24 protein-coding genes are annotated in these 23,515 nt (G+C 66.4%); 14 read left to right on the top strand and 10 right to left on the bottom strand.

The window, feature by feature from the left end; translation table 11 throughout:
- Window positions 1–6 precede the first annotated feature (6 nt).
- On the top strand, window positions 7–1,989 hold the full coding sequence (locus QC821_RS08215) for an aconitate hydratase (RefSeq protein ID WP_309719530.1): 1,983 nt from the start codon (window positions 7–9) through the stop codon (window positions 1,987–1,989).
- Window positions 1,986–2,906, top strand: coding sequence for a hydroxymethylglutaryl-CoA lyase (locus QC821_RS08220; RefSeq protein WP_309719533.1), 921 nt, complete (start codon window positions 1,986–1,988; stop codon window positions 2,904–2,906). Before QC821_RS08215 ends, QC821_RS08220 begins: the two co-directional genes overlap by 4 nt.
- A 78-nt stretch (window positions 2,907–2,984) precedes the next feature.
- Here the strand turns inward: QC821_RS08220 and QC821_RS08225 are convergent, their stop codons facing one another.
- Complete coding sequence (locus QC821_RS08225) at window positions 2,985–3,164, bottom strand: hypothetical protein (RefSeq protein ID WP_309719536.1); 180 nt, start codon at window positions 3,162–3,164, stop codon at window positions 2,985–2,987.
- A gap of 109 nt (window positions 3,165–3,273) precedes the next feature.
- Window positions 3,274–4,905, bottom strand: coding sequence for a BCCT family transporter (locus QC821_RS08230; protein WP_309719539.1), 1,632 nt, complete (start codon window positions 4,903–4,905; stop codon window positions 3,274–3,276).
- 494 nt (window positions 4,906–5,399) lie between these two features.
- Here QC821_RS08230 and QC821_RS08235 point away from each other — a divergent pair, with 494 nt between their 5' ends.
- The 6 genes from QC821_RS08235 (at window position 5,400) to QC821_RS08260 (ending at window position 8,971) form a co-directional block, all read left to right on the top strand.
- On the top strand, window positions 5,400–6,395 hold the full coding sequence (locus QC821_RS08235) for an LLM class flavin-dependent oxidoreductase (protein WP_309719542.1): 996 nt from the start codon (window positions 5,400–5,402) through the stop codon (window positions 6,393–6,395).
- Window positions 6,392–7,102, top strand: a complete 711-nt coding sequence (locus QC821_RS08240; protein WP_309719545.1) for an AzlC family ABC transporter permease — start codon at window positions 6,392–6,394, stop codon at window positions 7,100–7,102. The genes QC821_RS08235 and QC821_RS08240 overlap by 4 nt, the downstream gene beginning before the upstream one ends.
- Complete coding sequence (locus QC821_RS08245; protein WP_309719548.1) at window positions 7,099–7,413, top strand: AzlD family protein; 315 nt, start codon at window positions 7,099–7,101, stop codon at window positions 7,411–7,413. The genes QC821_RS08240 and QC821_RS08245 overlap by 4 nt, the downstream gene beginning before the upstream one ends.
- A gap of 331 nt (window positions 7,414–7,744) precedes the next feature.
- Window positions 7,745–8,089: a hypothetical protein gene (locus tag QC821_RS08250; RefSeq protein WP_309719551.1), complete on the top strand. Its 345-nt coding sequence runs from the start codon at window positions 7,745–7,747 to the stop codon at window positions 8,087–8,089.
- Between the two features lie 155 nt (window positions 8,090–8,244).
- Window positions 8,245–8,556 carry a hypothetical protein gene (locus QC821_RS08255; RefSeq protein WP_309719553.1) on the top strand — a complete coding sequence of 104 codons (312 nt, stop codon included), beginning with the start codon at window positions 8,245–8,247 and terminating at the stop codon, window positions 8,554–8,556.
- 28 nt (window positions 8,557–8,584) lie between these two features.
- Window positions 8,585–8,971, top strand: coding sequence for a c-type cytochrome (locus QC821_RS08260; protein ID WP_309719556.1), 387 nt, complete (start codon window positions 8,585–8,587; stop codon window positions 8,969–8,971).
- A gap of 17 nt (window positions 8,972–8,988) precedes the next feature.
- On the opposite strand, the gene QC821_RS08265 is transcribed toward QC821_RS08260, so the two are convergent.
- From QC821_RS08265 to QC821_RS08300, 8 genes are all read right to left on the bottom strand, one after another.
- Complete coding sequence (locus tag QC821_RS08265) at window positions 8,989–9,792, bottom strand: ABC transporter permease (protein ID WP_309719558.1); 804 nt, start codon at window positions 9,790–9,792, stop codon at window positions 8,989–8,991.
- The gene (locus QC821_RS08270) at window positions 9,789–10,553 is read right to left on the bottom strand and encodes an ABC transporter ATP-binding protein (protein WP_309719561.1); all 765 of its coding nucleotides are present in this window, start codon (window positions 10,551–10,553) and stop codon (window positions 9,789–9,791) included. The genes QC821_RS08265 and QC821_RS08270 overlap by 4 nt, the downstream gene beginning before the upstream one ends.
- Window positions 10,550–11,524 carry a PQQ-dependent catabolism-associated beta-propeller protein gene (locus QC821_RS08275; protein WP_309719563.1) on the bottom strand — a complete coding sequence of 325 codons (975 nt, stop codon included), beginning with the start codon at window positions 11,522–11,524 and terminating at the stop codon, window positions 10,550–10,552. The genes QC821_RS08270 and QC821_RS08275 overlap by 4 nt, the downstream gene beginning before the upstream one ends.
- A gap of 17 nt (window positions 11,525–11,541) precedes the next feature.
- Complete coding sequence (locus tag QC821_RS08280) at window positions 11,542–12,771, bottom strand: ABC transporter substrate-binding protein (protein WP_309719565.1); 1,230 nt, start codon at window positions 12,769–12,771, stop codon at window positions 11,542–11,544.
- Window positions 12,772–12,831: 60 nt separating this feature from the next.
- Window positions 12,832–13,494, bottom strand: coding sequence for a hypothetical protein (locus tag QC821_RS08285; RefSeq protein WP_309719567.1), 663 nt, complete (start codon window positions 13,492–13,494; stop codon window positions 12,832–12,834).
- Window positions 13,491–14,339: a quinoprotein dehydrogenase-associated putative ABC transporter substrate-binding protein gene (locus tag QC821_RS08290; protein WP_309719570.1), complete on the bottom strand. Its 849-nt coding sequence runs from the start codon at window positions 14,337–14,339 to the stop codon at window positions 13,491–13,493. Before QC821_RS08290 ends, QC821_RS08285 begins: the two co-directional genes overlap by 4 nt.
- A 55-nt stretch (window positions 14,340–14,394) precedes the next feature.
- The gene (locus QC821_RS08295) at window positions 14,395–14,934 is read right to left on the bottom strand and encodes a c-type cytochrome (RefSeq protein ID WP_309719573.1); all 540 of its coding nucleotides are present in this window, start codon (window positions 14,932–14,934) and stop codon (window positions 14,395–14,397) included.
- 167 nt (window positions 14,935–15,101) lie between these two features.
- A complete protein-coding gene (locus QC821_RS08300; protein WP_309719574.1) occupies window positions 15,102–16,934 on the bottom strand; it encodes a methanol/ethanol family PQQ-dependent dehydrogenase in 1,833 nt (610 codons plus the stop codon).
- Window positions 16,935–17,321: 387 nt separating this feature from the next.
- Here QC821_RS08300 and pqqA point away from each other — a divergent pair, with 387 nt between their 5' ends.
- From pqqA to QC821_RS08330, 6 genes are all read left to right on the top strand, one after another.
- Window positions 17,322–17,393, top strand: a complete 72-nt coding sequence (gene pqqA, locus QC821_RS08305) for a pyrroloquinoline quinone precursor peptide PqqA (protein WP_141246982.1) — start codon at window positions 17,322–17,324, stop codon at window positions 17,391–17,393.
- 146 nt (window positions 17,394–17,539) lie between these two features.
- The gene (pqqB, locus tag QC821_RS08310; protein WP_309719576.1) at window positions 17,540–18,469 is read left to right on the top strand and encodes a pyrroloquinoline quinone biosynthesis protein PqqB; all 930 of its coding nucleotides are present in this window, start codon (window positions 17,540–17,542) and stop codon (window positions 18,467–18,469) included.
- A gap of 62 nt (window positions 18,470–18,531) precedes the next feature.
- Window positions 18,532–19,311: a pyrroloquinoline-quinone synthase PqqC gene (gene pqqC / locus QC821_RS08315; RefSeq protein ID WP_309719578.1), complete on the top strand. Its 780-nt coding sequence runs from the start codon at window positions 18,532–18,534 to the stop codon at window positions 19,309–19,311.
- Window positions 19,308–19,595, top strand: coding sequence for a pyrroloquinoline quinone biosynthesis peptide chaperone PqqD (gene pqqD, locus QC821_RS08320; RefSeq protein ID WP_309719581.1), 288 nt, complete (start codon window positions 19,308–19,310; stop codon window positions 19,593–19,595). The genes pqqC and pqqD overlap by 4 nt, the downstream gene beginning before the upstream one ends.
- Window positions 19,588–20,739 carry a pyrroloquinoline quinone biosynthesis protein PqqE gene (pqqE, locus tag QC821_RS08325; RefSeq protein ID WP_309719583.1) on the top strand — a complete coding sequence of 384 codons (1,152 nt, stop codon included), beginning with the start codon at window positions 19,588–19,590 and terminating at the stop codon, window positions 20,737–20,739. Before pqqD ends, pqqE begins: the two co-directional genes overlap by 8 nt.
- A 156-nt stretch (window positions 20,740–20,895) precedes the next feature.
- Window positions 20,896–23,367 carry an insulinase family protein gene (locus tag QC821_RS08330; protein WP_309719585.1) on the top strand — a complete coding sequence of 824 codons (2,472 nt, stop codon included), beginning with the start codon at window positions 20,896–20,898 and terminating at the stop codon, window positions 23,365–23,367.
- Window positions 23,368–23,515: the final 148 nt, after the last annotated feature.

Consider the following 23,515-nt stretch of genomic DNA (forward strand, 5'->3'; position numbering starts at 1 on the left):
CTCCCCATGACGCCCCCCAGCGCCCCGCTCAACCTCGCTCAGCAACTGATCCGCAACCACCTCGTGGAGGGTGAAATGACGCCCGGCAGCGAGATCGCCCTGCGCATCGACCAGGCCCTGCTGCAGGACGTGCTAGGCACCCTGGTGATGCTCGAGCTCGAGGCCATGGGCCTCGATCGCGTGCATACTTCGCCCAGTGTGCAGTACATCGACCACGGCCTGGTCCAGGCCGACCAGCTCAACGCCGAGACCTACCTGTTCCTGAAGAGCGCCTGCGAGCGCTTCGGGGTCTGGTACTCCGGCCCCGGCAACGGCATCAGTCATCCCGTGCACATGGAGCACTTCGGTGTACCGGGCCAGTCCATCGTCGGCTGTGATAGCCACACCACTGCTGCCGGCTCGCTGGGCATGCTGGCCATCGGTGCCGGCGGCATCGAGGTCGCCATGGCCATGGCCGGCGAACCGCTCTACCTGAGCATGCCGGAGATCTGGGGTATCCGCCTCGAGGGCCACTTGCCTGACTGGGTCTCGGCCAAGGACGCGGTGCTCGAGCTGCTGCGCCGCCACGGCGTGGCCGGTGGCAAGAACACCATTATCGAGTACTACGGCCCAGGCCTCGCTAACCTCTCCGCCATGGATCGCCATGTGCTGGCCAATATGGGTACCGAGATGGGCGCCACCGCCACGCTCTTTCCCAGCGACGAGGAGACCCACCGCTTCCTGGCGGCCCGCGGCCGCGAGGCGGACTGGCTGCCGCTAGCCGCGCAACAGGGCTGTACCTACGACCGTGAGGAGACCCTCGACCTGTCGAGCCTGGAACCACTGATCGCGCTGCCGTCGAGCCCCGACAAGGTGGTGCCGGTGCGCGAAGCGGCCGGTGAACCGCTGCACCAGGCCTATATCGGCTCGTCGGGCAACCCGGGCTACCGCGACTTCGCGGTGGTGGCGGAGATGGTGCGCGGCCGCCGCGTCGCCGAAGGCGTCTCGCTGGACATCAATCCGTCGTCGCGACAGGTGCTGACCACGCTGATCGACGAAGGCTACCTGGCCGACCTGGTCACCTGCGGCGCGCGTCTGCACCAGACCGGCTGCAACGGCTGCATCGGCATGGGCCAGGCCCCGGCGGCGGGCCTCAACAGCCTGCGCACCGTGCCGCGTAACTTCCCCGGCCGCTCCGGCACCCGCGAGGACAGTGTCTTCCTGTGCAGCCCCGAGACCGCCACCGCCTCGGCGCTGGTGGGGGTAATCACCGACCCACGCAGCCTCGACATGGCCTATCCGCGCATCGCCGAACCGGCGCGCATGGTGATCAACCGCGACCTCTTCACGGCACCGCTGCCTCCCGCCGAGGCGCGCTTGAAGCCACTCCAGAAGACCGACAACACCCCGGCGTTGCCGACCCTCACGCCACTGCCCGATACGCTGGAAGTACCGGTGCTGCTGGTCACCGGGGACAATATCTCCACCGATGACATCATGCCGGCAGGCCAACGAGTGATGCCCTATTGGAGCAGCGTCTACGCCTCGGCGCCATTTACCTTCGAGGCGGTCGACCCGGACTATGCGGAACGCGCCGAGGCGACCCGCGAGAAGGGCGGCCATGCCATTGTCGGGGGTCACAACTACGGCCAGGGCTCGAGCCGCGAGAACGCCGCCCTGGTGCCCCGTTATCTTGGCTTGCAGGTGGTGCTGGCACGCAGCTTCGCACGCATCCACTGGCAGAACCTGATCTGTTTCGGAGCGCTGCCGCTGACCTTCTTGGACGATGCCGACGCCGAGCGCCTGGTGCAGGGCGACTGCATCATCATCCGCGACCTGCACGCCCAACTGGCCGCCGGCCCCACGCTCACCGCCGAGCTGCCAGGCAAGGGCGAACTACACCTGCACCACGGCCTCAGCCAGCGTCAGCGCACGCTGCTGGCCGCCGGCGGCGTGATCAACCATCTCAAGTCGCGGCCCACCAGCGACCAGGAGGCGCTATCCTCATGAGCACCCAACGCGACACCATCGAGGTCATGGAGGTCGCCCCCCGCGACGGCTTCCAGTCGATTGCCGAACCGCTGCCCACCGCCGACAAGGTCGCCATCATCCAGGGCCTGATCGATGCCGGCTGCCAGCGCCTCGAGTTCGGTGCCTTCGTCAGCCCCAAGGCGGTACCGCAGATGGCCGACATGGGCGAGATCGCCGCGCATTTCGCCCCACGCCGCGACCTGCGGCTGTGTGTGCTGGTGCCCAACCTCAAGGGCGCCGAGGCGGCACGGCGTCATGGCCTGCACGACCTGGGCTACGTCTACTCGGCCTCGCAGACCCATAACCAGCGCAACGTGCGCCGCTCCCGGGAAGCCTCCATCGACGGCCTGCGCGAGCTGGTAACCTTCATGCAGGACGCACCCGAGTTCCGCCTGCGGGTCAATGTGGCCACCTCGTTCGACTGCCCGTTCGACGGCGCGATCGACCTTGCCACCCTGCGTGAAGCGGTCACGCCGATCTGGGATATCGTCGGCGACGCTGAGGTAGCGCTGTGCGATACCACCGGCCGCGCTCATCCCCATCAGGTACGTGCCGCCTTCGAGGCGATGATGGCCGAGTGCCCCCACCCCGCCACCAGATGGGCCTTCCACGGCCACGATACCTTCGGCATGGGCGTAGCCAACGCACTATTCGCCCACCAGGCCGGGGTGCGGGTGTTCGACAGCTCGGCGGCGGGGCTCGGCGGCTGCCCGTTCGCCCCGGGCGCCACCGGCAACACCGCCACGGAAGACCTGCTGTTCGCCTTTCACGAGGCGGGCATCGACTCCGGCATCGACCTGCTCCGCCTGCTGGACGTCGCCGACCGCATCGCCGAACTGCCCGGCGGGGTAACTGCCAGCCACCTGCGCATGGTGCCGCGTCGCCGCGTGGTTTGATGCACAACGCAAACGGGCTGCCCTCGACGAAGGCAGCCCGTGATAGAGCGATTGGATAATGAGACGCCGCAGATAGCCTTACAGCAAGAGATGTACCACCAGGGCGATAACACCGACCAGCAGCGCCAGGACCACCGCGATGTCGACGCAGCGGTTCAACCAGTCGTCGAAGCGCGAGTGGCGCCGCATCGGCATTAGCCGTGGCGTCGCGCCGTGTGAGCGTCGCGATCCGAAGCGGCGCTTTCTAAACAGCGGCATGGTCAGCACGGTGCTCCGGTTATTATCGTAATGGTTCCGGCCACCATCATAAAACGCCGCGCCCGCGTCTGCCATGGCAGACGCGGGCGCGACGCATATCGCACGTCTTTCAGTTGTCGCGGGTATTGATACGGCGGTTGACCACATTGGGAGCGCGGCGCACCCGCTCCTCCTCGCTGAGCATCTCGGCCTCGAAGGCATCGGCTCCCACCGGCGTCTCGCCGTGGCGGCGGTAGAGCTGGGTCAGCATCGCCTTGCGGTCGGCGCGCAGCTCCTTGATCAGCACGTAAACCATGCCGTAGAGAATGAAAGTGAACGGCAGCGCCGAGAGCACCGCGGCCGACTGCAGGCCGGTGAGACCGCCAGCGGCGATCAGCGTCAGGCAGATCGCGGCGATCAGCACGCCCCACGCTATCCGCTTGTAGAGCGGCGGGTTGATCGAGCCGTTATCGGTCATCTGGGCGACGATATACGACGCCGAGTCCGCCGACGTCACCAGGAAGATGAAGATCAGGCACATGGCGATGATCGACAGCACCGGGGTGAACGGCATCAGCGCAAACATCTCGAACAGCGCCACGGTGATATTGGACTGGGTGACTGCGGCCAGGCCGACATCGCCGCCGAGCTCCATGTTGAGCGCCGCGCCGCCGAATACGCCGATCCACAGGCAGGCCAGCAGCGGCGGTACCACCAGCACGCCGAACACGTACTCCTTGATGGTGCGCCCCCGCGACACCCGCGCCACGAAGGTGCCGACGAACGGCGACCAGGCGATCACCCAGGCCCAGTAGAAGATCGTCCAGGAGCTGGCCCAGGTGTTATCGGTATACGGCGAGATGCGCAGGCTCATGCCGATGAAGTTCTGCAGGTAGTCGCCGATGCCCAGGGTGATGGTCTCGAGAATCGCCAGGGTCGGGCCAGTGACCAGCACGTACAGCATCAGCCCGATGCACAGAATCATGTTGAGATTGGAGAGCCGCTTGATGCCCTTGTCGAGACCCGACCAGGTCGACGCCATATAGGCCAGGAACATCACCAACAGAATGATGAACTGCCACAGCACCCCTTCGGGCAGGCCGAAGACCGCATTCAGGCCACCGTTCATCTGCAGCACGCCAAGCCCCAGCGAAGTCGCCACGCCCATCACCGTGGCCACCACTGCGAACACATCCAGTGCCGGCGCATAGGGCCGCGCCTTGGGGTATTTGGCGGTTACCGACGACAGCACCGACGAGACCAGCCCGGCCTGGCCCTTGCGGAACTGGAAGTAGGCGATGATCAGGCCGACCAGCGAGAAGGCCGCCCACTGGTGGATGCCCCAGTTGAAGTAGCTGTACTGGATGGCATAGCGAGCGGCATCGGTAGTTTCGGCCTCGACGTCACCGTAGGGCGGGTCGATATAGTGGAACATGGGCTCGGCCATGCCGTAGAACACCAGGCCAACGCCGAAGCCGGCGGCCAGCAGCATGCTGACCCAGGAGAAGAAGCTGTAGCTCGGCGTGCTGTCCTGGGGACCGAGGCGAATCTTGCCGTATTTGCTCAGCGCCAGCGACAGCAGGAACACCACGAAACCGAACACCGAAAACAGATAGAACCAGCCGAACAGCTGCGTGACGCTGGCCAGGGCGGCCTCAGCCCAAGCGCCGAAGCGCTCGGGGAAGGTGGCGCCCACCGCCACCAGCGCAACGATGATTACCGCTGACACCGAGAAGACCCGCTGCCCTCCGGGGTTGGCCATATACGACACTCCCTATCGATTTGTCACATTTCTGTACAACCTAGCATACCCCTCTAGCAGTAACACCTGCTGCTGAGGTGCCGCAAGAAGTCGTCCCTGGCCAATCGAGCGAGGGGCGCCGGGGGCAGGCCGAGACACAAAGCATTTGCAAATTATCGCCGTCACCCCCATAAGGAGGTGATAGATAGCAAGCACGCTAAGGAAATGCTGAACAAATCGCCGAGCGAGATGAAGCGGCTAGGTTCGTTCCCGACGAACCAACGCACTCCCCACATCCTTGTGGGTCGCAAAGCGCACGGAGCACAGAACCGAGCGAAGCGACAAACAGCCGTAGGCTGGTCCCGAAGGGGCGAGAAGCCGAAGGCTGCGAGTCAACCGGAGCATATGGGGTATATGTAAGGATCCGCCGGTCCGACGCTTCGGCACCGCGCAACGCAGTGATTCGCTCGTATAGGCATTTGTGCAGTGTTTCCTAATGACTTACGGGGGCCCCCATGAGCCAACTCGCCACCACCCGCCTCTCGATGCTCGACCTGGCGGCGATTCGCCACGGCGGTAGCATCGCCGACAGCTTCGCGGATAGCGTGGCCACAGCGCGCCACGCCGAGGCGCTGGGCTTCACCCGCTACTGGCTCGCCGAACACCACAGCATCGACGGTATCGCCAGCGCCGCGACCGCGGTGCTGATCGGCCATATCGCCGGGGCGACCCAGCGCATCCGTGTCGGCAGCGGCGGCATCATGCTGCCCAACCATCCGCCGCTGTTGATCGCCGAGCAGTTTGGCACCCTCGAGACGCTCTATCCCGGGCGCATCGACCTGGGGCTGGGCCGTGCGCCGGGCTCCGACGGCGCCACCATGGCCGCGCTGCGCCGCCACTCCCAGGCCGGCGTCGACGACTTTCCCGAGCGCCTGGAAGAGCTGCGCGGCTACCTCGATGACGCCAAGCCCGGACAGCGGGTACGGGCGATCCCCGGCCAGGGCACTCAGGTACCGCTGTGGCTGCTCGGCTCCAGCGGCTACAGCGCCCAGCTGGCCGCCAAGCTGGGGCTGCCGTTCGCCTTTGCCGCCCAGTTCGCGCCCGGCTACCTGCACGAGGCGCTGCGCCTGTACCGCGACAACTTCCGCCCCTCGGCGGTGCTCGATGCCCCCTACGTGATGATCGGCCTGCCGGTGATCGCCGCCGACAGCGATGCCTATGCCGACTACCTGGCCAGCACCGCGCGGCAGAAGTTCCTCAACCTGATCCGCGGCCGCAGCACTCGCGCCCAGCCGCCTCAGGAGCAGCTCGACTGGTCGTCCATGGAGCAGGCCCAGGTGAGCCAGTTCTTGGGGGCCGCGGTGATCGGCGGCCCCGAGACGCTACGTGAGCAGCTCAGCGAGTTCGTCTCCCGCACCGGCGCCGACGAGCTGATCATGACCACCGATGTCTACGCCCAGGAGGACCGCCTGCACAGCCTGTCGCTGGTCGCCGAGGCCTGGCAGGCATGAGCGCCCGGCTCGACTGGCCGGGCACCCTCAAGGGCCTCAAGCGCATGGCCCCGCTGTCACTGTTCGTGATCGCCTTCGGCCTGGCGTTCGGCGTGGCAGCGATCCAGCGCGGGCTGTCGGGCCTCGAAACGCTGCTGATGAGTGGCACGGTCTTCGCCGGCGCCTCGCAGTTCGCTGCCCTCGAACTGTGGGGGCCACAGATTCCACTGGTCGCGCTGATCGCCTCGACCTTCGCCATCAACGCCCGCCACCTGCTGATGGGCGCCGCCCTCTACCCCTGGCTGCGTCACCTGCCGTCACGCCAGCGCTACGCCAGCCTGGCGCTGATGAGCGACTCCAACTGGGCAATGGCCGCCGCCGACTACCGCCGCGGTGAGACCAACGTCGGCATGCTGGTCGGCGGGGGGATCGCGCTGTGGCTGGCGTGGATGCTCGGCACCCTGCTCGGGGTGGTGTTCGGTAGCGGCATCAGCGAGCCCGAGCGCTTCGGCCTCGACGTGATCATGGGCTGCTTCCTGCTGTCGATGCTGGTCGGTGGCAAGCTCGACCTCGGCGTGCTGGTGCCCTGGGTAGCGGCGGCGCTGGCCGCCCTCGCGGCCCTGGCCTGGCTGCCGGAGAATTCCCACGTGATCGTCGGTGCCCTGGCCGGCGGTATCGCCGGGCTGCTGATGCCACCGCGTAGCAAGCCCAAGGAGGCCTCGCCATGAGCCTGCCGCTGACGCCACTCGGCGCCATATTGGCCATCCTGACCATGGCGCTGGTCACCTTCCTGACCCGCAGCGGCGGCGTACTGGTAATGTCGCGGGTGCCCATCGGCCCGCGGGTCGAGCGCTTTATCAACGCTATGGCCGGCTCGGTGCTGGTGGCGGTGATCACGCCGATGGCCGTCTACGGCGACTGGGGCGCCCGGCTGGCGCTGGTCGCCACCTTCGGCGTGATGCTGGCCAGCCGTAAGCCGCTGCTGGCGATTGCCGCCGGTATCGCTATCGCCGCCGGCTGGCGGCTTATCCAGCCCTAGGCTCTGTACGAAAAATGTCTGCGCTCGCCCATACGGCGTTAAAAATCGGCTCAAAGTACTCATTTACACCCTGTAAACTCCGCTTTGGACTCGCGACATCCTTGTCGCTCACTCTTCGAGCAGCGGAGCTGCCCAAATCGTCTATCCTGACGATTTGTCGCCGATTTTTGCTTTGTGACCCACATGGATGTGGGAAGTGCGTTGGCCCGTCGGGAACGGGCCTAGCCCTGGCCATCGCTCGTCGACTTTTCGTACAAAGCCTAACGGAACGATCCAAAGCGAGTGGCTTCCAATAGCCACACGCTCAACTTGATGTTTTCCGGAGCCGCTAATGCCCAACTCTCGAGACCCGCGCGACAACCCCGCCTGGCAGGCCGCCCAACAGTGGCGGGAACGCGCCCGCCAGGACCGGCCCAGCGGCCTGCGGCTGTTCTTCACCTGGCTGCTGTTCGGCACCCTGATGATCGTCGGTACCGTCATCGGCCTGTTCTTCCTGCTGGTCGGCTGGGCCATGCTGCCGTTTATGCGCCACCGCATGAAGAAACGCATGGAGCGCATGCGCGCCGAACAGGCCCAGGATATCGGCGGCGGCGAGGGCACTCGCCACCACCACCAGCAGGTGCTCGAGGGCGACTACGTGGTCAAGGACGAGCCCGAGCGGCGGCGGTCTCGATAGGTTGGTATTGTCGCAGCGCCTAGCCTTCTCCGAGGGGATCGACGCTGGCATAAGCGCCACTCCTGGCATAACGTTAAGGAGTCACCACGCCGACTCAACCGAGGTACTAGATGCGCCATAATAACAAGATGCGCCACGCCACCCGATGTGCTGTCATGTTCGCCTTGCTGGGCGCAGCACCGCTGGCCTTGGCCAATGACTATCCCACCTCGACCCGCGTCGACTACGTACTCGGCTGCATGGCCGCCAATGGCCAGAACCATCTGGTAATGCAGCAGTGCTCATGCAGCATCGACGTGATCTCCGAGCTGATTCCGTACGAAGAGTACGAGTCCGTCGAGACCGTGATGCGCATGAACGATCAGCGCGGCGAACTCGGGGTGCTGTTCCGCACCGAGCGCGGCCTGCAGGACCAGCTGCGCCAGTTCCGCAGCGCCCAGGCCGAAGCCGATTTGCGCTGCTTCTGACCTGCCAACATCAAGGAGCGCTGACTCGATGACACGCGTCTTGCCGTCGGGCACCCTTCTGCTTTGCGCCGCTTTTTTGAGCGCTACAACGACGACCGCGCTGGCCAGCGATATTCGCGAAGGCGAGCGGGTGTTTCGTAACCACTGCCATGGCTGCCATGCACTGCAGGAAGGTGTCCATCGCGCCGGCCCCAGCCTGCACGAGGTAATCGGCCGCCCGGTCGGCGGCCTTGAGGATTTCGACTATTCCACGGTGCTGGACGCGGCAGGCTTCCGCTGGGACGCCGAGACGCTGGACGCCTTCCTGGCCGACCCCGAGGGGCTGCTGCCAGGCAACCGCATGGTGCTATGGGGGCTGGATGAGGCCCCGCGCCAGGCGGTGATCCGCTATCTCGAAGCACAATCCAGCGACTGACACTACCGTTCTCGAACTCAGTCGCTGCCCCCGCCCTTGCGCGCCATCATGCCCCGCGCCGGGTTATAGCCCAGAATCGCCAGCGCCAACAGCACCAGGGTCGTGGCCGCCACGATCAGCACCGCATCAACGTTGAGCTGCTCGTAGAGTGCGAAGCGAATCATCTCCACGGCGTAGGTGAAGGGGTTGAGCGCGGCGATCTGATAGACCAGATAGCTGCCCTCGCGGATCCGCCACAACGGGTAGAGCGCCGAGGAAAGGAAGAACATCGGGAAAATCACGAAGTTCATCACCCCGGCGAAGTTCTCCAGCTGCTTGACGAAGGTCGACAGCAGCATGCCCAGGGCGCCGACCATGAAACCGGTGACCACCAGCGCCGGCAGGATCCACAGGTAGCCCATCGGCGGCGCCTTGATGCCGTAGAACCAGGCGATGGTCAGGAACACATAGACCTGCACGATCGACACCATGGTGCCAGCCAGCAGCTTGCACAGCAGCAAGTACCAGCGCGGGAAGGGGCTGACCAGCAGCACGCGCATGCTGCCCATCTCGCGGTCATAGACCATCGACAGCGAACTCTGCATGCCGTTGAACAGCTGAATCATGCCCACCAGGCCGGGGATGATATAGACCTCATACAGGATGTAGGTCTTGTAGGGGTCGGTCATCGCCACGCCCAGCGCCATGCGAAAGCCGGCGGCGAACACGAACAGCCAGATCAGCGGTCGCACCAGCGCCGCCACGAAGCGCGTGCGCTGGTGCAGGAAGCGCAGCAATTCGCGGCTGACCACGCCGCGCAGGCAGTGCAGGTAGCGGTTCATGTGGCCACCTCGGCGGGACCGCGGGTCAGGGTGTCGAAGGCATCGCCGATGCTGGTGGCGCCGCTGGCAGCGAGCACCTCGCTGACGCTACCGCTGGCGCGTACGCGCCCGGCATCCAGCACCACCACGCGGTCATCAGGGTAGACCTCGTCGATCAGGTGGGTGGCCCACAACACTGCAACGCCCTCGTCCACGCACAGCCGGTGGACCCGCTCGACCAGATCGCGGCGCGCAGCAATATCCAGCCCCACGGTGGGCTCATCCAGCAGCAGCAGGCGCGGTCGGTGCAGCAGGCCACGGGCAATCTCAACCCGCCGTCGCTGGCCGCCGGAGAGCTGGCGCACCCGGGTCTTGAGCGCTTCGCCGAGCCCGACCCGCTGCAGCTGCTCCTCGGCACGACGCCGCGCCTCACGAGGGCCCATGCCGTGCAGGGCGGCGTGGTAGGTAAGGTTCTGGCGCACCGTGAGATCGAGATCCAGGGTCGGCTGCTGGAATACCACGCCCATCCGCGCGTGGGCCGCCACGGCGTCCCGCCGCAGCTCGAACCCGCCGACGCGAATGCTGCCCACGCGGCGGTCGTAGAGCCGCGTGATCAGCGAAAAGAGGGTGGTCTTGCCGGCCCCGTTGGGGCCCAGCAAGACCGTGAACTGCCCCGCCTCGAGGCGCAGGCCAACCTCCTGCAACACCGGCTTGCCGCTGTAGCTGAAGCTCAGCCCTTCCACCTCGAGCGCGGGAACCTCTGTGCTCTCGCCCACCGTCATGGCTGGACGATCACCCCCCACGGAAAGCGCCCTACCGGGATCGACTGCAGCGCGGTGAGGTTATCTACATCGATCACCGTGACGTCGCCGCTGACGCCATTGGTGGTGTAGAGCCGCGTCTCGTCCTCGTTGAGCGCCAAATGCCAGACCCGCTGACCGACCAGGATGTAGTCGAGCACCTCGTAGGTCTGCTGGTCGACCACCGCCACGCGGTTGGACGGTCCCAGCGCGACGAAGCCGTAGCGGCCATCAGAGGTCAATTGCACACCGACCGCCTGCACCGTCTCCCGCGGCACCCCGGGCACGTCGAAGCGAATGGTATGCTCGACGTCGAAGCTGTCGACCATGTCGATGATCGACACCGTGGCGGCGATCTCCGCCGAAACCCAGGCCTCGCTGCCGTCGTGGTTGAACTCGGCGTGGCGCGGTCGGGCACCTACCAGCCGGTGGTGTACAGCCTCCATGATCTCAGCGTCGATGATATGCGCCATGTTAGAGGTCTCGGTGGTGGCGATCAGCCAGCGTCCGTCGGGGCTGATACCCAGGCCCTCCGGCTCTACGCCCACCGGAATCTCGGTAACCAGGGTGCGCCGCTCATAGTCGAGCACCGAGACAATATTGTCGTCCTCGTTGGAGACGTAGATATAGGGCCGGTTAGGATCGACACGAATGACTTCAGGGTCCTCCCCCGACGACTGGCTACGTACCACCTGCAGCGTCTCGAGGTCGATCATATCGATCGCCTCGTCGTCGCCCACGGCGACGAACAGCTCGCTGCCATCGCTGCTGAAGGCCATGGCTCGCGGCCGGCGCCCCACATTGATGGTCTCGATCACCTCGAGGCTCGCGCCGTCGATCACCGAGACGGTGTTATCCTTCTCGTTGGAGACGAAGATGCGCTCGGCGCTGGCGACCAGCGGGGTCAGGGCAAGCGCGCCCAGCGCCAGCCCGAGGAGCGTCGGTTTGAACATGGCGGCAGTCTCGCGGCTTAGAATTGGCATTGTGATTCCCCCTCATCGGCACCCATGGCATCCAGCGGCGTGCGTGGATGCAGATAGCCCTCCTGGGGCGACACCGAGGCCACCATCCGCGGGCCGCTGATCAGGATCGGCTGGCGCAGCTGGTGGTTCCAGGTGCGGTAGCTGACCGGGAAGCCCAGGTAGCCGGCGAGCTCGAACTCGTCGCTGAGCATGTAGTCGACTACCTCACCGCGCTCCACCGAGCCGGTGCGCGCAGCGGCCTCGCCCAGCGAACGCACCGCCAGCCAGGCGCCGAAGTCCTGGGGCGTCATCCAGCGCTCGGCGAGGCGCTCGAAGCGCCGCTGCAGCTGCACCGCGCCCCAGGATTCATGGGAGCGATGCCAGGCAGTGGCCATCAAGCCTTGGGTGCCGGCCACCGGACGCGGCAGCCAGGTCTGGTTGGGGAAGAACTCGCCAAAGTAGTCGGTCTCGTCGGAGATCACCAACACGTCGTGCTCGGCAAACTCCTGCAGGAACACCGGTATCTCGCGCTGGATATCGTGGAAGCCGCCCTCGGAACGGCGCGCCATGGCCTCGTAGGGCCACATTTCCTCGCTGACCACCTCATGGCCGTAGCGCTCGGCGGACTCGCGCAGCGTCTCGGCGAACAGCCGGTCCTGATCGGTATTGCCGTAGACCAGTCCCCAGCGGTCCCACTGCTTGTAGCCAAGGAACTGTGCCAAGGCGTCGGCCAGCATGCGCCGGCTGGGCACGCTGTGGAACAGCTGAGGGTGGCACGACTCACCGCGCAGGTGGTTATCGCGTGCCGCGGCGTTGAACACCACCCGCTCGCCAAGCGACTGTTGCTCGAGCACAGTGCCGAGATCATCGGCACTCAGACCGCTGATGATCCAGTCGGCGCCCTGCTCGATCAGCTGTTCGAGGCCGGCGGCCACATCCCCGCCGGGCTCGACCATGGCCTCGACCAACACGAACTCCTGGCCGAGAAACTGGCCAGTAGCGTTGTTGTCATTGACCGCCAGGCGCGCACCCTGCACGCCGTCATCGTCGATCACCGGGTCGAGCACCGAGAGCGGCTCGAGATCGTCGGGTCGCTCCATGCCCAGATAGCCCAGGGTAATGGTGGCGACCTCCTCGTCCTGCGCCAGCGCCGGCCCCGCCAGCGCCACGCTGGCGGCTAGCGAGCCTGCCACCAGCCAGCCCGCCAGCGGGCGAGCCCCTACGTTATCAGCCCACATATGCACTCCCTAGCGGGGATCGCCCGCGTCTATTGTCGTTGTTAGCTCGCCTTGGCGGCCTTACATCCCGGCGTCGATGATACGTACCATCTGACCGAGCCGTTCCTCGAGCAGATAGGGCTGCTCGCATAGCGCCGGCAGGGCCTGCTGGCGCGTCTGGAAAGTGCGCTGCTCCCAGAACAGCGCCTTGGAAAGCTCCTCCTCCTCGAGTGGATCGACCTGCTCCTCGCTGCGCAGCGCCTCGAGTTCATCGACCATCTCGGCAACCTTCTCGAGCCGCGCGACCTGGGCCCGGGACGCGCCCCGGATACGCTCGATGGTGCGGCTACGCTCGCGCTGGGTGAGTTCGAAGAGGCCCGAGAACAGCAGCGTCAGGCGCTCTTCTCGCTCGGCGGGGTCGTCAGCGGCGAGGCTATCGACGAACTCGCGTACGCGCTGCATGGCGTCGTCGCTGCGCGTCTCGCGCGCCATCGCATAGCGCACCACGCGCCCCACTTCCTCGTCGTCGTACCAGGCCTCCTCAACCTCATCCAGCGAAGGTCCGGTCCAGATCGCCCCCCAGGCCAGCTCCGGCACCAGCCGCTGCACGCAGGGCCAGTCGGGAGGGCCAGTCGCGGCACGCTGGGCCTCGGCAGGAGAGGGTAACGACAGCGCCAGCAGCAAGCCCAACGGTAGGCCTAGCAGCAGCCCGGTAGTAGTGCGAGACAGGCAGGCTCTCATCACGACGCCTCCGCGTTGAGCGTGTCTGGATCCAGCAGCGCACCGCGGCGATCGAGAAGCGGCACCTGGTACTCGATCAGGATGGCGTTGATCTCATCCTGATGTCGGGCGATGAAGTCGTTGATCCAATCCTTCCACTGCGGTTCGCCGCGGCGGATCCCCATGGTGATACGGAAATCCAGGCGCACGTCGCCGTCGTTCTCATGCAGCGGCAGCACCTTGAGGGGAGGATCATGGCGAGCGGCAAAATAACCTGCCATCGGCCCCCAGATCACCGCGCCATCCAAGTTGCCACTGGCCACATCATCGACCGCGTCACGCACCGGGGCACGCTCGCGAGTGTCGACCTGCAGCAGGTAGTTGCGCACCGTGGCGCCGCTGCGCCGCAGCGGCACGATGGGCGGTGTCTCGGCGACCACGCCAATATCGAGCCCGCTCAGTGCCGGGTCGTCTAGGCGGGTGATCTCGTGCTCGAAGTCTTTTGGCACCACCAGTGAATACACCGAGCGGTAGTATTCATTGGTGTTCTGGAGATGCTCGTAGCCCGCCACCACCCCGATCATTACATCGCAGACGCGCAGCTCGAGAGTGTTACGCACGAAGCCCATGACCTGTGGCGCCCAGACGTAGCGCAGCGGCACGCCCAGATCGTCGGCCATCAGCTCGGCAATGCGATTCTCGAATCCCTCGCCGGCGCTATTGGTAAACGGCAGGTTATTGCCATCGGCGCAGACCCGCAGCTGGTCACGCTCATACAACTCAGGCAGGTCGGCGTGGGCCGAGCCGATGCCCTGGGTCAGCAGCCAAGTGGCTGCCGTCAGACATGTCAGGGAACCGCATAACCTCATGACGCTCTCCGCTTGCCAGGGTGCAGGTGGGATGGCGTGCTCAGCGCTCGCCGCGTCAAGATTCCTCGTTCTCGAGCTCCTCTTCGGCCTCCAGCGTCTCGTCGCTGACCTCCTCTTCCAGGCGTTCGATGATCCGCGGCCGCCCGCGTCCGATATCGCCCGCCGCACGGCCACGCATGTAGCTGTAGATGTTCTCGAGGTTGCCGAGCACGTAGGGGTCGTCGGCAAACGCCGGCATCACCTGGCCCGGCTGTACTTCACGGCCACCGGCGATGGTCCTCGCAAACTCGGCGAAGTCGCGCCGCTCCGAGGCACGCACCAGGTTGGGCGCAAACGAGGAACCCAGCCCATCGGGTCCATGGCAGGCCTGACAGGAACGTGTGTAGGCGATATAGCCTTCGTAGGTGTCGGGGTCGACCTTGCCGTCCTCGACCAGATACTCACCGGCGGCACTGGTATCGACCGCGTCAGCGTCTTCATCATTATCACTGGCCAGGGCCAGTGCGGAAATACTCAAGCCAGCCGCCATCAGCGTGGCGACCAGCGAGGTAGTGGCAAAACGGGACGTCTGGCGTGACGTGAAGACTCTCATCATGTGCGTGCCCTTACTGTTCGAGCACTGCCGCGAGCGACGCAGCAGCGCTCGTTATCTGGCCGGGCAGCGCCCGGCGCCAATTGTCACTGTATTGCTGTCAGGGACTTGCCGCTCCTCCTTGCAGAATTAGGCGCCATGACGCCACAGCGCCATGGCGCCCGGCCGGCTTAGGAGTCGGGCAGTTCGAACACGGTCAGCACGCCACCCAGTTCGGTGTAGTCCGACAGGGCAGAGAACACGCCTACCGCACCGAGCCCCTCTTCGGGATCCTCGAGACCTGCGGCGAGACCGATGCCGGCCCAGCCACCAACCCCGGAGAGCACGGCGATATACTGCTTGCCCTCATGGCGGAAGGTGTTGACGTTGCCGATGATCCCGGAGGGGGTCTTGAAGCGCCACAGCTCCTCACCGTTGTCGATGTCGACCGCCTTCACGTAGCCTTCGAGGGTGCCATAGAAGGCCAGATCACCGGCGGTGGTCAGCGCGCCACTCCAGACTGCGAAGCGCTCATCGACCTCCCATACCACTTCCCCGGCAACCGGGTCCCATGCCATGAAGCTACCCATGCGGCCTTCCATGCCACCGTTCTCCACCGGTGCCGGCATCATGGTCAGGGTCGCGCCTACATAGGGCTGGCCCGCCACGTAATCGGTCTCGAAGGGCTCATAGTTCATGCAGATGCGGTTGATACCGGCATAGATCAGCCCGGTCTCCGGCGAGAACGAGCTCGGCTGCATGTTCTTGGCGCCCATCGCGGTGGGGCAGATATCGGTGGTGTTGACGTCCACGCCCTGGTTGAAGGGGCTGAACTCATCGGCAACGACCGGACGCCCGGTCTCCATGTCATAGTGGGTGGCCCAGTTGGTCTCCGGGGCGAACTTCTCGACGGTGATCAGCTCACCGGTCTCACGGTCCATCAGGAAGCCGAAGCCGGTACGGTCGATGATCGACAGACCCTTGCGCATCTCACCGTCGACCTCGACGTCGATCAGCACGTTCTCGTTGACGCCATCGTAGTCCCACTCGTCGAACGGCACCTTCTGGTAGACCCACTTGGTTTCGCCGGTGTTGGGATCGCGGGCGAACACCGTGATGCCCCACTTGTTATCCGCCGGCTCACCGTCGATGGCGCGCTGATCGGGGTTCCAGGTGCCCGGGTTACCGGTACCGTAGTAGATCAGGTCGAGCTCGGGGTCGTAGGTCACCCAGCCCCAGGGCGCGCCGCCGCCACGTTCCCACTCGCCGTCGGGCCAGGTGGTCACGCCGAGGTCGGCCTCGCCGATCGGCTCGCCCATCATCAGGGTGGTCTCCGGGTCGATCAGCACCTCGGAATCGGGACCCTGGGAGTAGCCACGCCAGGCCATCTCGCCGGTCTCGATGTCGTAGGCGGTGAGGTGGCCACGGATCCCGTATTCACCGCCGCTGACCCCGACGATGACCTTGTCATGCACCACCAGCGGCGACATGGTCATGGTCTCGCCCTGGGTGTGGTCGCCGTTGCTGACTTCCCACAGCACCTCGCCATCCTCGGCGTTGAGTGCTACCACGGTGTTGTCGGCCTGGTTGAGGAAGATCTTGCCGTCGGCGTAGGCCACGCCGCGGTTGACGGTATCGCAGCACATCACCGGAATGACGCGCGAGTCCTGGTCCGGTTCATAGGACCAGATCACCCGACCATCCTCCTCCAGGTCGAGGGCGAATACCTTGTTGGGGAAGGGAGTATGGACGTAGAGCCGACCGTCGCCGACGTACAGCGGCCCGCCCTCATGGCCGCGCAGCACGCCGGTAGAGAACTGCCAGGCGGGCCGCAGGTTGCTGACGTTGTCGCGGTTGATATCACTGAGCTTGCTGTGGCGGTGACCTTGGTAGTTACCGAGCTGGGTGGCCCATAGGTCATCGTTCTCGAGTAGTTCCATCAGGCTGTCATTGGCGTGGGTAGTCGCCGCTGTGACAGTCAGAAGCCCCGCAGCTGCGAGTGCGCAGCTCATCTTGAGATGCATGGCGTTGTCTCCTAGCACTGAAGGTGCATCCCCTCGCCCGGGACTGGGCCACGGATGCATCTTTCATTGTTATGGTATTCCTAACAGCACACTGAAGGTCTAGCACAAGAAACGGCCTTGCACCGGGGTGTTAGCGCAGGTTTTCGCCTCACGGGATGGTCAAAAGACTTTTGCCGTGGCGGCATAATCCGTAACAAGCATCCCACCTCACTGAAAAGTCCCTGTAATCTCATGCTTTATAAGCGATACCGGGATCGCACAACATTTGCCACACGCCTTGCCCAGACCCGAGCCCAGCGGGATGCGACTTAGGTAGCAAGGCGAGGAACCCACAACGTGCTTTACTGGTCAATGCAGTACACGCACACCGCCAACAGGAGTATTCCTATGTGGACCAAACCGACCTATCAGGATCTGCGTCTAGGCTTCGAAGTCACGCTCTACATCTCCAATCGTTGATCACGGCCTACTGGTAAGACGCTCCGATTTTCGGGGCGTCTTGCTTTTGGTGGGTATGAAATGCCGGCGGTTGATGATTAGCTTCGCATCAAGACTTCATTAACGGTGTGCCATGCACGGCACACAGCAAGACGCCGGGAGGTGGCATGCAGATACTGGTACTCGGGGCGGCGGCGGGGGGCGGTTTCCCGCAGTGGAACTGCAACTGCCGACTGTGCCGTGGCGTACGCGATGGCAGCATAGAGGCCACGCCTCGCACCCAGTCGTCGATCGCCATCAGCAGCGACGGCGAGCACTGGCTGCTGTGCAACGCCTCGCCGGATATCCGCGCCCAGCTGGCCGCCAACCCCGAGCTGCACCCCAAGCGCATCCCCCGCGACAGCGGCATCTCCGGGGTGGTGCTGATGGATGCCCAGATCGATCACGCCACCGGCCTGCTGTCGCTACGCGAGGGCTGCCCGTTCGAGGTGTGGTGCACCCCCAATGTCCACCAGGACCTGAGTACCGGCTTTCCGCTGTTCCGCATGCTCGAGCACTGGCAGGGCGGGCTCGAGTGGCAGCGCATCGGCATCGACGACGGCCACTGGGAGGCCGAGTTCAAGGTGCCGGCCTGCCCGGGGCTGACCTTTACCGCGGTGGCCTTGACCAGCAATGCCCCGCCCTACTCGCCGCGCCGCGGTGCGCCGACGCCGGGCGACAATATCGGCCTGATGGTCGAGGACGCCAGCCGTGGCACGCGGCTGTTCTATGCGCCGGGCCTGGGCGAACTCGACGAGCGCACTCGCGGCTACCTGCAGCAGGCCGACTGCATCATGGTCGACGGCACCCTGTGGCAGGACGACGAGCTGATCCAGGCTGGCGTGGGCCGCGCTACCGGCCGAGACATGGGCCATCTGGCACTGTCAGGCGAGCACGGCCTGCTTAGCGAGTTCGAGGCCTTGCCGGATTCCACCCGCCGCGTGCTGATACATATCAACAACACCAACCCGATCCTCGACGAGCGCTCAGAGCAGCGCGCCGAGCTCACCGCGCGCGGCATCGAAGTGGCCTTCGACGGCATGCGCCTGGAGGTGTGAACCCTTACCCTGAATGCCGCGTCACAGATAACAATATCGCCGTTGTCAGTAGGGAGCCTCATATGACCGCCATCGCATCACCGCTAAGCGACACCTCGGGAGAGGCCCTGAGCCCCGACGCCTTTCGCCAGGCGCTACTGGCCAAGGGCGACTACTACCATATCCATCACCCCTATCAGGTCGATATGGCAGCCGGTCGCGCCACGCCCGAGCAGCTGCGCGGCTGGGTGGCCAACCGCTTCTACTACCAGATCAATATCCCCCAGAAGGACGCCGCGCTGCTGGCCAACTGCCCGGATGCCGCGACCCGACGGCGCTGGATCCAGCGGCTGCTCGATCACGACGGCCATGACGATGACGGCGGCGGCATCGAGGCCTGGCTGACCCTCGGCGAAGCCGTGGGCCTGTCCCGCGACGAGCTGTGGTCCCAGGAGCACGTGCTGCCCGGGGTGCGCTTCGCGGTGGACGCCTACGTCAACTTCGTGCGCCGCGCCGACTGGCGCGAAGCGGCGATCTCGTCGCTCACCGAACTGTTCGCGCCAGAGGCCCACAAGAGCCGCCTGGATACCTGGCCGACCCACTATCCGTGGATCGACGAAGCCGGCTACGGCTACTTCCGCAAGCGCCTCAAGGAGGCCCGCCGCGACGTCGACCACGGCCTGGAGGTGGCCCTCGCCGTCTGCACCACCCGCACCGCCCAGGAGCGGGCGCTGGAGATCCTGCAGTTCAAGCTCGACGTGCTGTGGAGCATGCTCGACGCCATGACCCTGGCCTACCAGCTCGAGCGGCCGCCCTACCACAGCGTCACCGACCAGCGCGTCTATCACCGGGGGCTGTCATGAGCCAGACCGTTATCAACACACACGTCTATCGCTTGCGCCCCGGCTGGCGGCTACAGTGGGAAGAGGCCCAGCAGCGCCACGTACTGCTCTACCCCGAGGGCATGGTCAAACTCAACGACAGCGCCGGCGCGATTCTCGGCCAGCTCGACGGCCAGCGCGACGTCGCCACGCTCATCGAGCGGCTGCAGGTGCAGTTCCCCGAGGCGCCCGACGGCGCCATCGCCGAGGACGTGCACGCCTTCCTCGTCGACGCTCAGCAACAGGGCTGGATCCAGCATGACTGATCGCACCGATACCGCCACTGCCAACGGTGAAACCGGCGCGCCGCTGTGGCTGCTCGCCGAGCTCACCTACCGCTGCCCGCTGCAGTGCTCCTACTGTTCCAACCCGCTGGACTTCGCCGCAGTCAAGCAGGAGCTGACCACCGCGGAGTGGATCGACGTGCTGACCCAGGCCCGCGCCATGGGTGCGGTGCAGCTGGGCTTCTCCGGCGGCGAGCCGCTGGTGCGCAAGGACCTCGAAACGCTGGTCGCCGAGGCGCGCCGGCTGGGCTTCTATACCAACCTGATCACCTCGGCGCTGGGCCTCGATGAGGCGCGCATCCACGCCCTGCGCGATGCCGGCCTCGACCATATCCAGATCAGCCTGCAGGCCTCCGATCCCGACGTTGCCGCCGCGGTGGCCGGCTCAGCCAAGGCCCATGCCAAGAAGTTGGCCATGGCGCGGGCGGTCAAGGACGCCGGCTATCCGATGGTGCTCAACGTGGTGCTGCATCGTCACAATATCGACCAGCTCGACACCATCATCGCCCTGTGCGACGACCTCGGCGCCGACGCCGTGGAGCTGGCCAACTGCCAGATCTACGGCTGGGCGCACCTCAACCGTGCCGGGCTGCTACCCAGCCAGGCCCAGCTCGAAGCCGCCGAGGCCACCACCCAGCGCTGGCGCCAGCGCCTCGCCGAGCGCGGCCGCGACATGCGCCTGCTGTTCGTGGTGCCCGACTACTACGCCGACCGGCCCAAGGCGTGCATGGGCGGCTGGGGCTCGATCTTCATGACCGTGGCGCCGGACGGCGCGGTGCTGCCCTGCCACAGCGCGCGGATGCTGCCGATGGACTTCCCCAACGCCCGCGAGCGCCCGCTGCAGGAGATCTGGTACGACAGTGCCGCCTTCAACCGCTACCGCGGCGACGACTGGATGCAGGAGCCCTGCCGCAGCTGCGACGAGCGTCACAAGGATGTCGGCGGCTGCCGCTGCCAGGCGTATATGCTCACCGGCGATCCGGCGGCCACCGACCCGGTCTGCGACCTCTCGCCGGATCATCACCTGATCGAAGCGGCGCGCCGCGAGGCCGCCGACGACGGCCGCTCGGCGCAGGCGCTGACGCTGCGCAACACTCGGGAGTCGCAGGTCTTCTGTCGCACCTAGGTTTTGTACGAGAAGTCGGCGAGCGATGGCCAGACAAGGCAAAAATCGGCAAAAAGACGGAGTTTACGGGGTGTAAATGAGTACTTTGAGCCGATTTTTAACGCCGTATGGGCGAGCGCAGGCAGTTTTCGTACAGAGCCTAGGCGAGGACGCAGCATGTGCGCGAACCACCGCGACCTGAGCCAGGGCCTGCCCCCGGGTAGCCGCTGTCGCTCGCGGCGGCTCGCCAGCGGGCTATGGCTAGTCGCGGCCGAGGTGCCCGGCGCCCACCTGACCCGGCTGGCCGGCGCCGTCGATGTCGGCTACCTCGACGAGCCCGCCGCGCGCCCGGGGCTTGCCCATCTGCTCGAACACGCCCTGTTCCTCGGCAGCCGCCGCTGGCCCGAGAGCGATGCGCTGAGCCGCTGGGTCGGCGAGCAGGGCGGACGCTACAACGCCTACACCGGCGACACCGCCACCGACGTTCACCTGCAGCTGCCGCCCGCGGCAGCCGAAGACGGCCTCGCCCGCCTCTGCGAGCTGCTGGCCAGGCCCTGCTTCGATCCGGCGCTGGTCGAGCGCGAAGTGGCGGTGCTCGACGCCGAGTTCCGCGCCCGGCTCGCCGACCCCGCGCTGCATCGGCTCGCCGCCCTCGGCCAGCTGTGTCGCGCGGGGCATGCTGCGCAGGTCTGCCACGCCGGCCACGCTGCCAGCCTGGCCGGCAGCGGCGAGGCGCTGGCCGCCGAACTGCGCGCGCTGCACCGCCACTACCGCCCTTCGCGCATGGCGCTGGCGATACTCGGGCCGCAGCCACTCGAGGAGCAGCTTGCGCTGCTTTCACGCCACGCCGCCGCACTGGTATCCGACGAGAGGCCGGCTGAACCAGCGCCCTCGCGTACCTGGCGCTGGGCCGAGCCCGGCGGCGTGGCCTGGCAGTTACCCTACACAGCGGCCGACTCAGCCCACGACGCCAGCCACTGCGTGGAGCTGCTGTGGCCGCTGCCCGCCGATCTGGCCAACGCCTACCGGCCCTATCTCGACCGCGTGGCGGCACGCCTCGCCGACGGCACCCTGGCCGCGACCCTTGGCCAGGCAGCAACGCTAAGCGATATGCAGGCCACCAGCGAGCCGGCCGGCAGCGGCCCGGGACTCTCGCTGCGTCTTGATTTCGCGTCTCCCCCTCCGCCCCTGAGCGAACTGCTGGCCTGTCTCTACCCGGCCCTGGGCGAGGCCCTGCGGGATCCGCTGACACCTCCCATTGGCCTTGCCGGTAACAGCACCGCAGCCCTCGACCAGTGGCCGCGACGCCAGGCCCGGCGCCTCGCCGGGCAGGCCGCCAAGCCACCGGCCTCAGCGTCCAGCAACGGCCAGGCAGCCCTGGCCGCCTGGTTGGCAGCGGATCAGTGTAGGCTGCTCTGGCAGCAGCCGGCCGCAGCACGGCAAGCGTCCGACTGGCGCCTCCTCGACGAGACCGCCACGCGGGTGCAACGCATCGCGCTACCGGCCGCTAGCCCGCCGCATGCCCCAGCGCCGCGCCCGGCACCGCGACTCGACACGCCATCGATGGGCGCCCCTGCGACCTCGAATAAGCGTCGACGCTGGCTCGGGCGGCCGCCCTGGCCCGCGGCCGAGCAAGAGGCCGAATCCGTCAGCCACTGCGCCCTGGGCTGGCCGGCGCCAGGCAGCGCAGGCGCCCGGCTACACCACTGGCGCCAGCGCTGCCTGGCGCTGCGTCAAGCGGCGCAGGCTCAGGGCGCCGGACTGCAGCTCGGCGGCGACCGCCTGGGCGACTGGCTGATCGCCAGCGGTACGCCGGCCCAGGTCCACGCCTTGGCCGAGCAGGCCCTGGAGGCCTGGCCGGCTGACGGGCCTGACCACGCTGCCGACTCCCCTGCCGCCGGACTGGTCGCCCAGCGCCTGCTCGGCCGACTGGAGAGCGCGCCGCCACCGGTCACTACCGAAGCCTCCCCCGCCCCTTTGTACTGGGCCAGTGATGCCGCCAGCGCCGTCGACCTGCTGGCGCGGTGCCAACCCGTCCCGGGCACGCCGGCGCCGCCCACGAATCCCATTGATACGGTCTGCCTCGCGCCCCTGGTCGCGGACCACGCAGTGATGCTCGAGGTGATGGGCGCGGACGCCAGCCCGCGCAGCCGCTGGCTGCTGCGCCTGCTAGGCAAGTGCCACGATGCGGCCTTCCAGCAGGCGCTGCGCCAGCGCCAGGGCCTCGGCTACGCCGCCGCGGTGCGCTACCGCGAGGCGGCGGGCTGGCCGCGGCTCGGCTATGTGGTGCAGTCGCCGCATGCCGATGTCGATACCCTGCACCAGGCCATCGAGGCCTTTATCGCCTCCGAGGCGGTGCCGCTCGCGCACCTTCCACCCGCGGCACTGGACGCCCAGCGCCGCGGGCTGCTGGCCCGCCACGGCCCACCGGAGACCTATCCGGCGGCCCTCGCGCGGGTCTGGCAGGCGCTGCGCCAGGAACCGCGCCCGGCCGGCGAGTCCGCTCTGCCAGGGCACTTGGCCAGCCCCTGGCAGCAAGACACGCAAAGCCTCGCCGCCTTGACACCCAAGGCGCTGCTCGGTGTCGCCGAGGCCCTGCATGCCGGCACGCTGCCGCGACGCTGGTGGTATCACTGCCCGACTGACTGACCCTGGCCGGCAGTGCTGACCCACCGCCACTGTTGCCGCTCAGCAATATTGTCCATCGGCAACGCAGTTATGCCGCTGCCGCACAATCCCCCCTCCGAAGCTCACCTAGACTGTGATCAGCATTCAGCGGTCCAGTATCGACGACCGC

The organism is Franzmannia qiaohouensis (assembly GCF_031451695.1).
GTDB classification, from domain to species: Bacteria; Pseudomonadota; Gammaproteobacteria; order Pseudomonadales; family Halomonadaceae; genus Franzmannia; species Franzmannia qiaohouensis.

What these genes read in the sequence shown, in the direction of transcription:
- pqqC (WP_309719578.1), top strand. Translation starts at nt 18,532, where the DNA reads ATGACCGCCATCGCATCACCGCTAAGCGACACCTCGGGAGAGGCCCTG.
- QC821_RS08275 (WP_309719563.1), bottom strand. Translation starts at nt 11,524, where the DNA reads ATGTTCAAACCGACGCTCCTCGGGCTGGCGCTGGGCGCGCTTGCCCTG.
- QC821_RS08280 (WP_309719565.1), bottom strand. Translation starts at nt 12,771, where the DNA reads ATGTGGGCTGATAACGTAGGGGCTCGCCCGCTGGCGGGCTGGCTGGTG.
- QC821_RS08235 (WP_309719542.1), top strand. Translation starts at nt 5,400, where the DNA reads ATGAGCCAACTCGCCACCACCCGCCTCTCGATGCTCGACCTGGCGGCG.
- QC821_RS08260 (WP_309719556.1), top strand. Translation starts at nt 8,585, where the DNA reads ATGACACGCGTCTTGCCGTCGGGCACCCTTCTGCTTTGCGCCGCTTTT.
- QC821_RS08300 (WP_309719574.1), bottom strand. Translation starts at nt 16,934, where the DNA reads ATGCATCTCAAGATGAGCTGCGCACTCGCAGCTGCGGGGCTTCTGACT.
- QC821_RS08230 (WP_309719539.1), bottom strand. Translation starts at nt 4,905, where the DNA reads ATGGCCAACCCCGGAGGGCAGCGGGTCTTCTCGGTGTCAGCGGTAATC.
- QC821_RS08250 (WP_309719551.1), top strand. Translation starts at nt 7,745, where the DNA reads ATGCCCAACTCTCGAGACCCGCGCGACAACCCCGCCTGGCAGGCCGCC.
- QC821_RS08215 (WP_309719530.1), top strand. Translation starts at nt 7, where the DNA reads ATGACGCCCCCCAGCGCCCCGCTCAACCTCGCTCAGCAACTGATCCGC.
- pqqD (WP_309719581.1), top strand. Translation starts at nt 19,308, where the DNA reads ATGAGCCAGACCGTTATCAACACACACGTCTATCGCTTGCGCCCCGGC.
- QC821_RS08270 (WP_309719561.1), bottom strand. Translation starts at nt 10,553, where the DNA reads ATGACGGTGGGCGAGAGCACAGAGGTTCCCGCGCTCGAGGTGGAAGGG.
- pqqB (WP_309719576.1), top strand. Translation starts at nt 17,540, where the DNA reads ATGCAGATACTGGTACTCGGGGCGGCGGCGGGGGGCGGTTTCCCGCAG.
- QC821_RS08265 (WP_309719558.1), bottom strand. Translation starts at nt 9,792, where the DNA reads ATGAACCGCTACCTGCACTGCCTGCGCGGCGTGGTCAGCCGCGAATTG.
- QC821_RS08290 (WP_309719570.1), bottom strand. Translation starts at nt 14,339, where the DNA reads ATGAGGTTATGCGGTTCCCTGACATGTCTGACGGCAGCCACTTGGCTG.
- QC821_RS08330 (WP_309719585.1), top strand. Translation starts at nt 20,896, where the DNA reads ATGTGCGCGAACCACCGCGACCTGAGCCAGGGCCTGCCCCCGGGTAGC.
- QC821_RS08240 (WP_309719545.1), top strand. Translation starts at nt 6,392, where the DNA reads ATGAGCGCCCGGCTCGACTGGCCGGGCACCCTCAAGGGCCTCAAGCGC.
- QC821_RS08255 (WP_309719553.1), top strand. Translation starts at nt 8,245, where the DNA reads ATGTTCGCCTTGCTGGGCGCAGCACCGCTGGCCTTGGCCAATGACTAT.
- QC821_RS08220 (WP_309719533.1), top strand. Translation starts at nt 1,986, where the DNA reads ATGAGCACCCAACGCGACACCATCGAGGTCATGGAGGTCGCCCCCCGC.
- pqqE (WP_309719583.1), top strand. Translation starts at nt 19,588, where the DNA reads ATGACTGATCGCACCGATACCGCCACTGCCAACGGTGAAACCGGCGCG.
- QC821_RS08245 (WP_309719548.1), top strand. Translation starts at nt 7,099, where the DNA reads ATGAGCCTGCCGCTGACGCCACTCGGCGCCATATTGGCCATCCTGACC.
- QC821_RS08295 (WP_309719573.1), bottom strand. Translation starts at nt 14,934, where the DNA reads ATGATGAGAGTCTTCACGTCACGCCAGACGTCCCGTTTTGCCACTACC.
- QC821_RS08225 (WP_309719536.1), bottom strand. Translation starts at nt 3,164, where the DNA reads ATGCCGCTGTTTAGAAAGCGCCGCTTCGGATCGCGACGCTCACACGGC.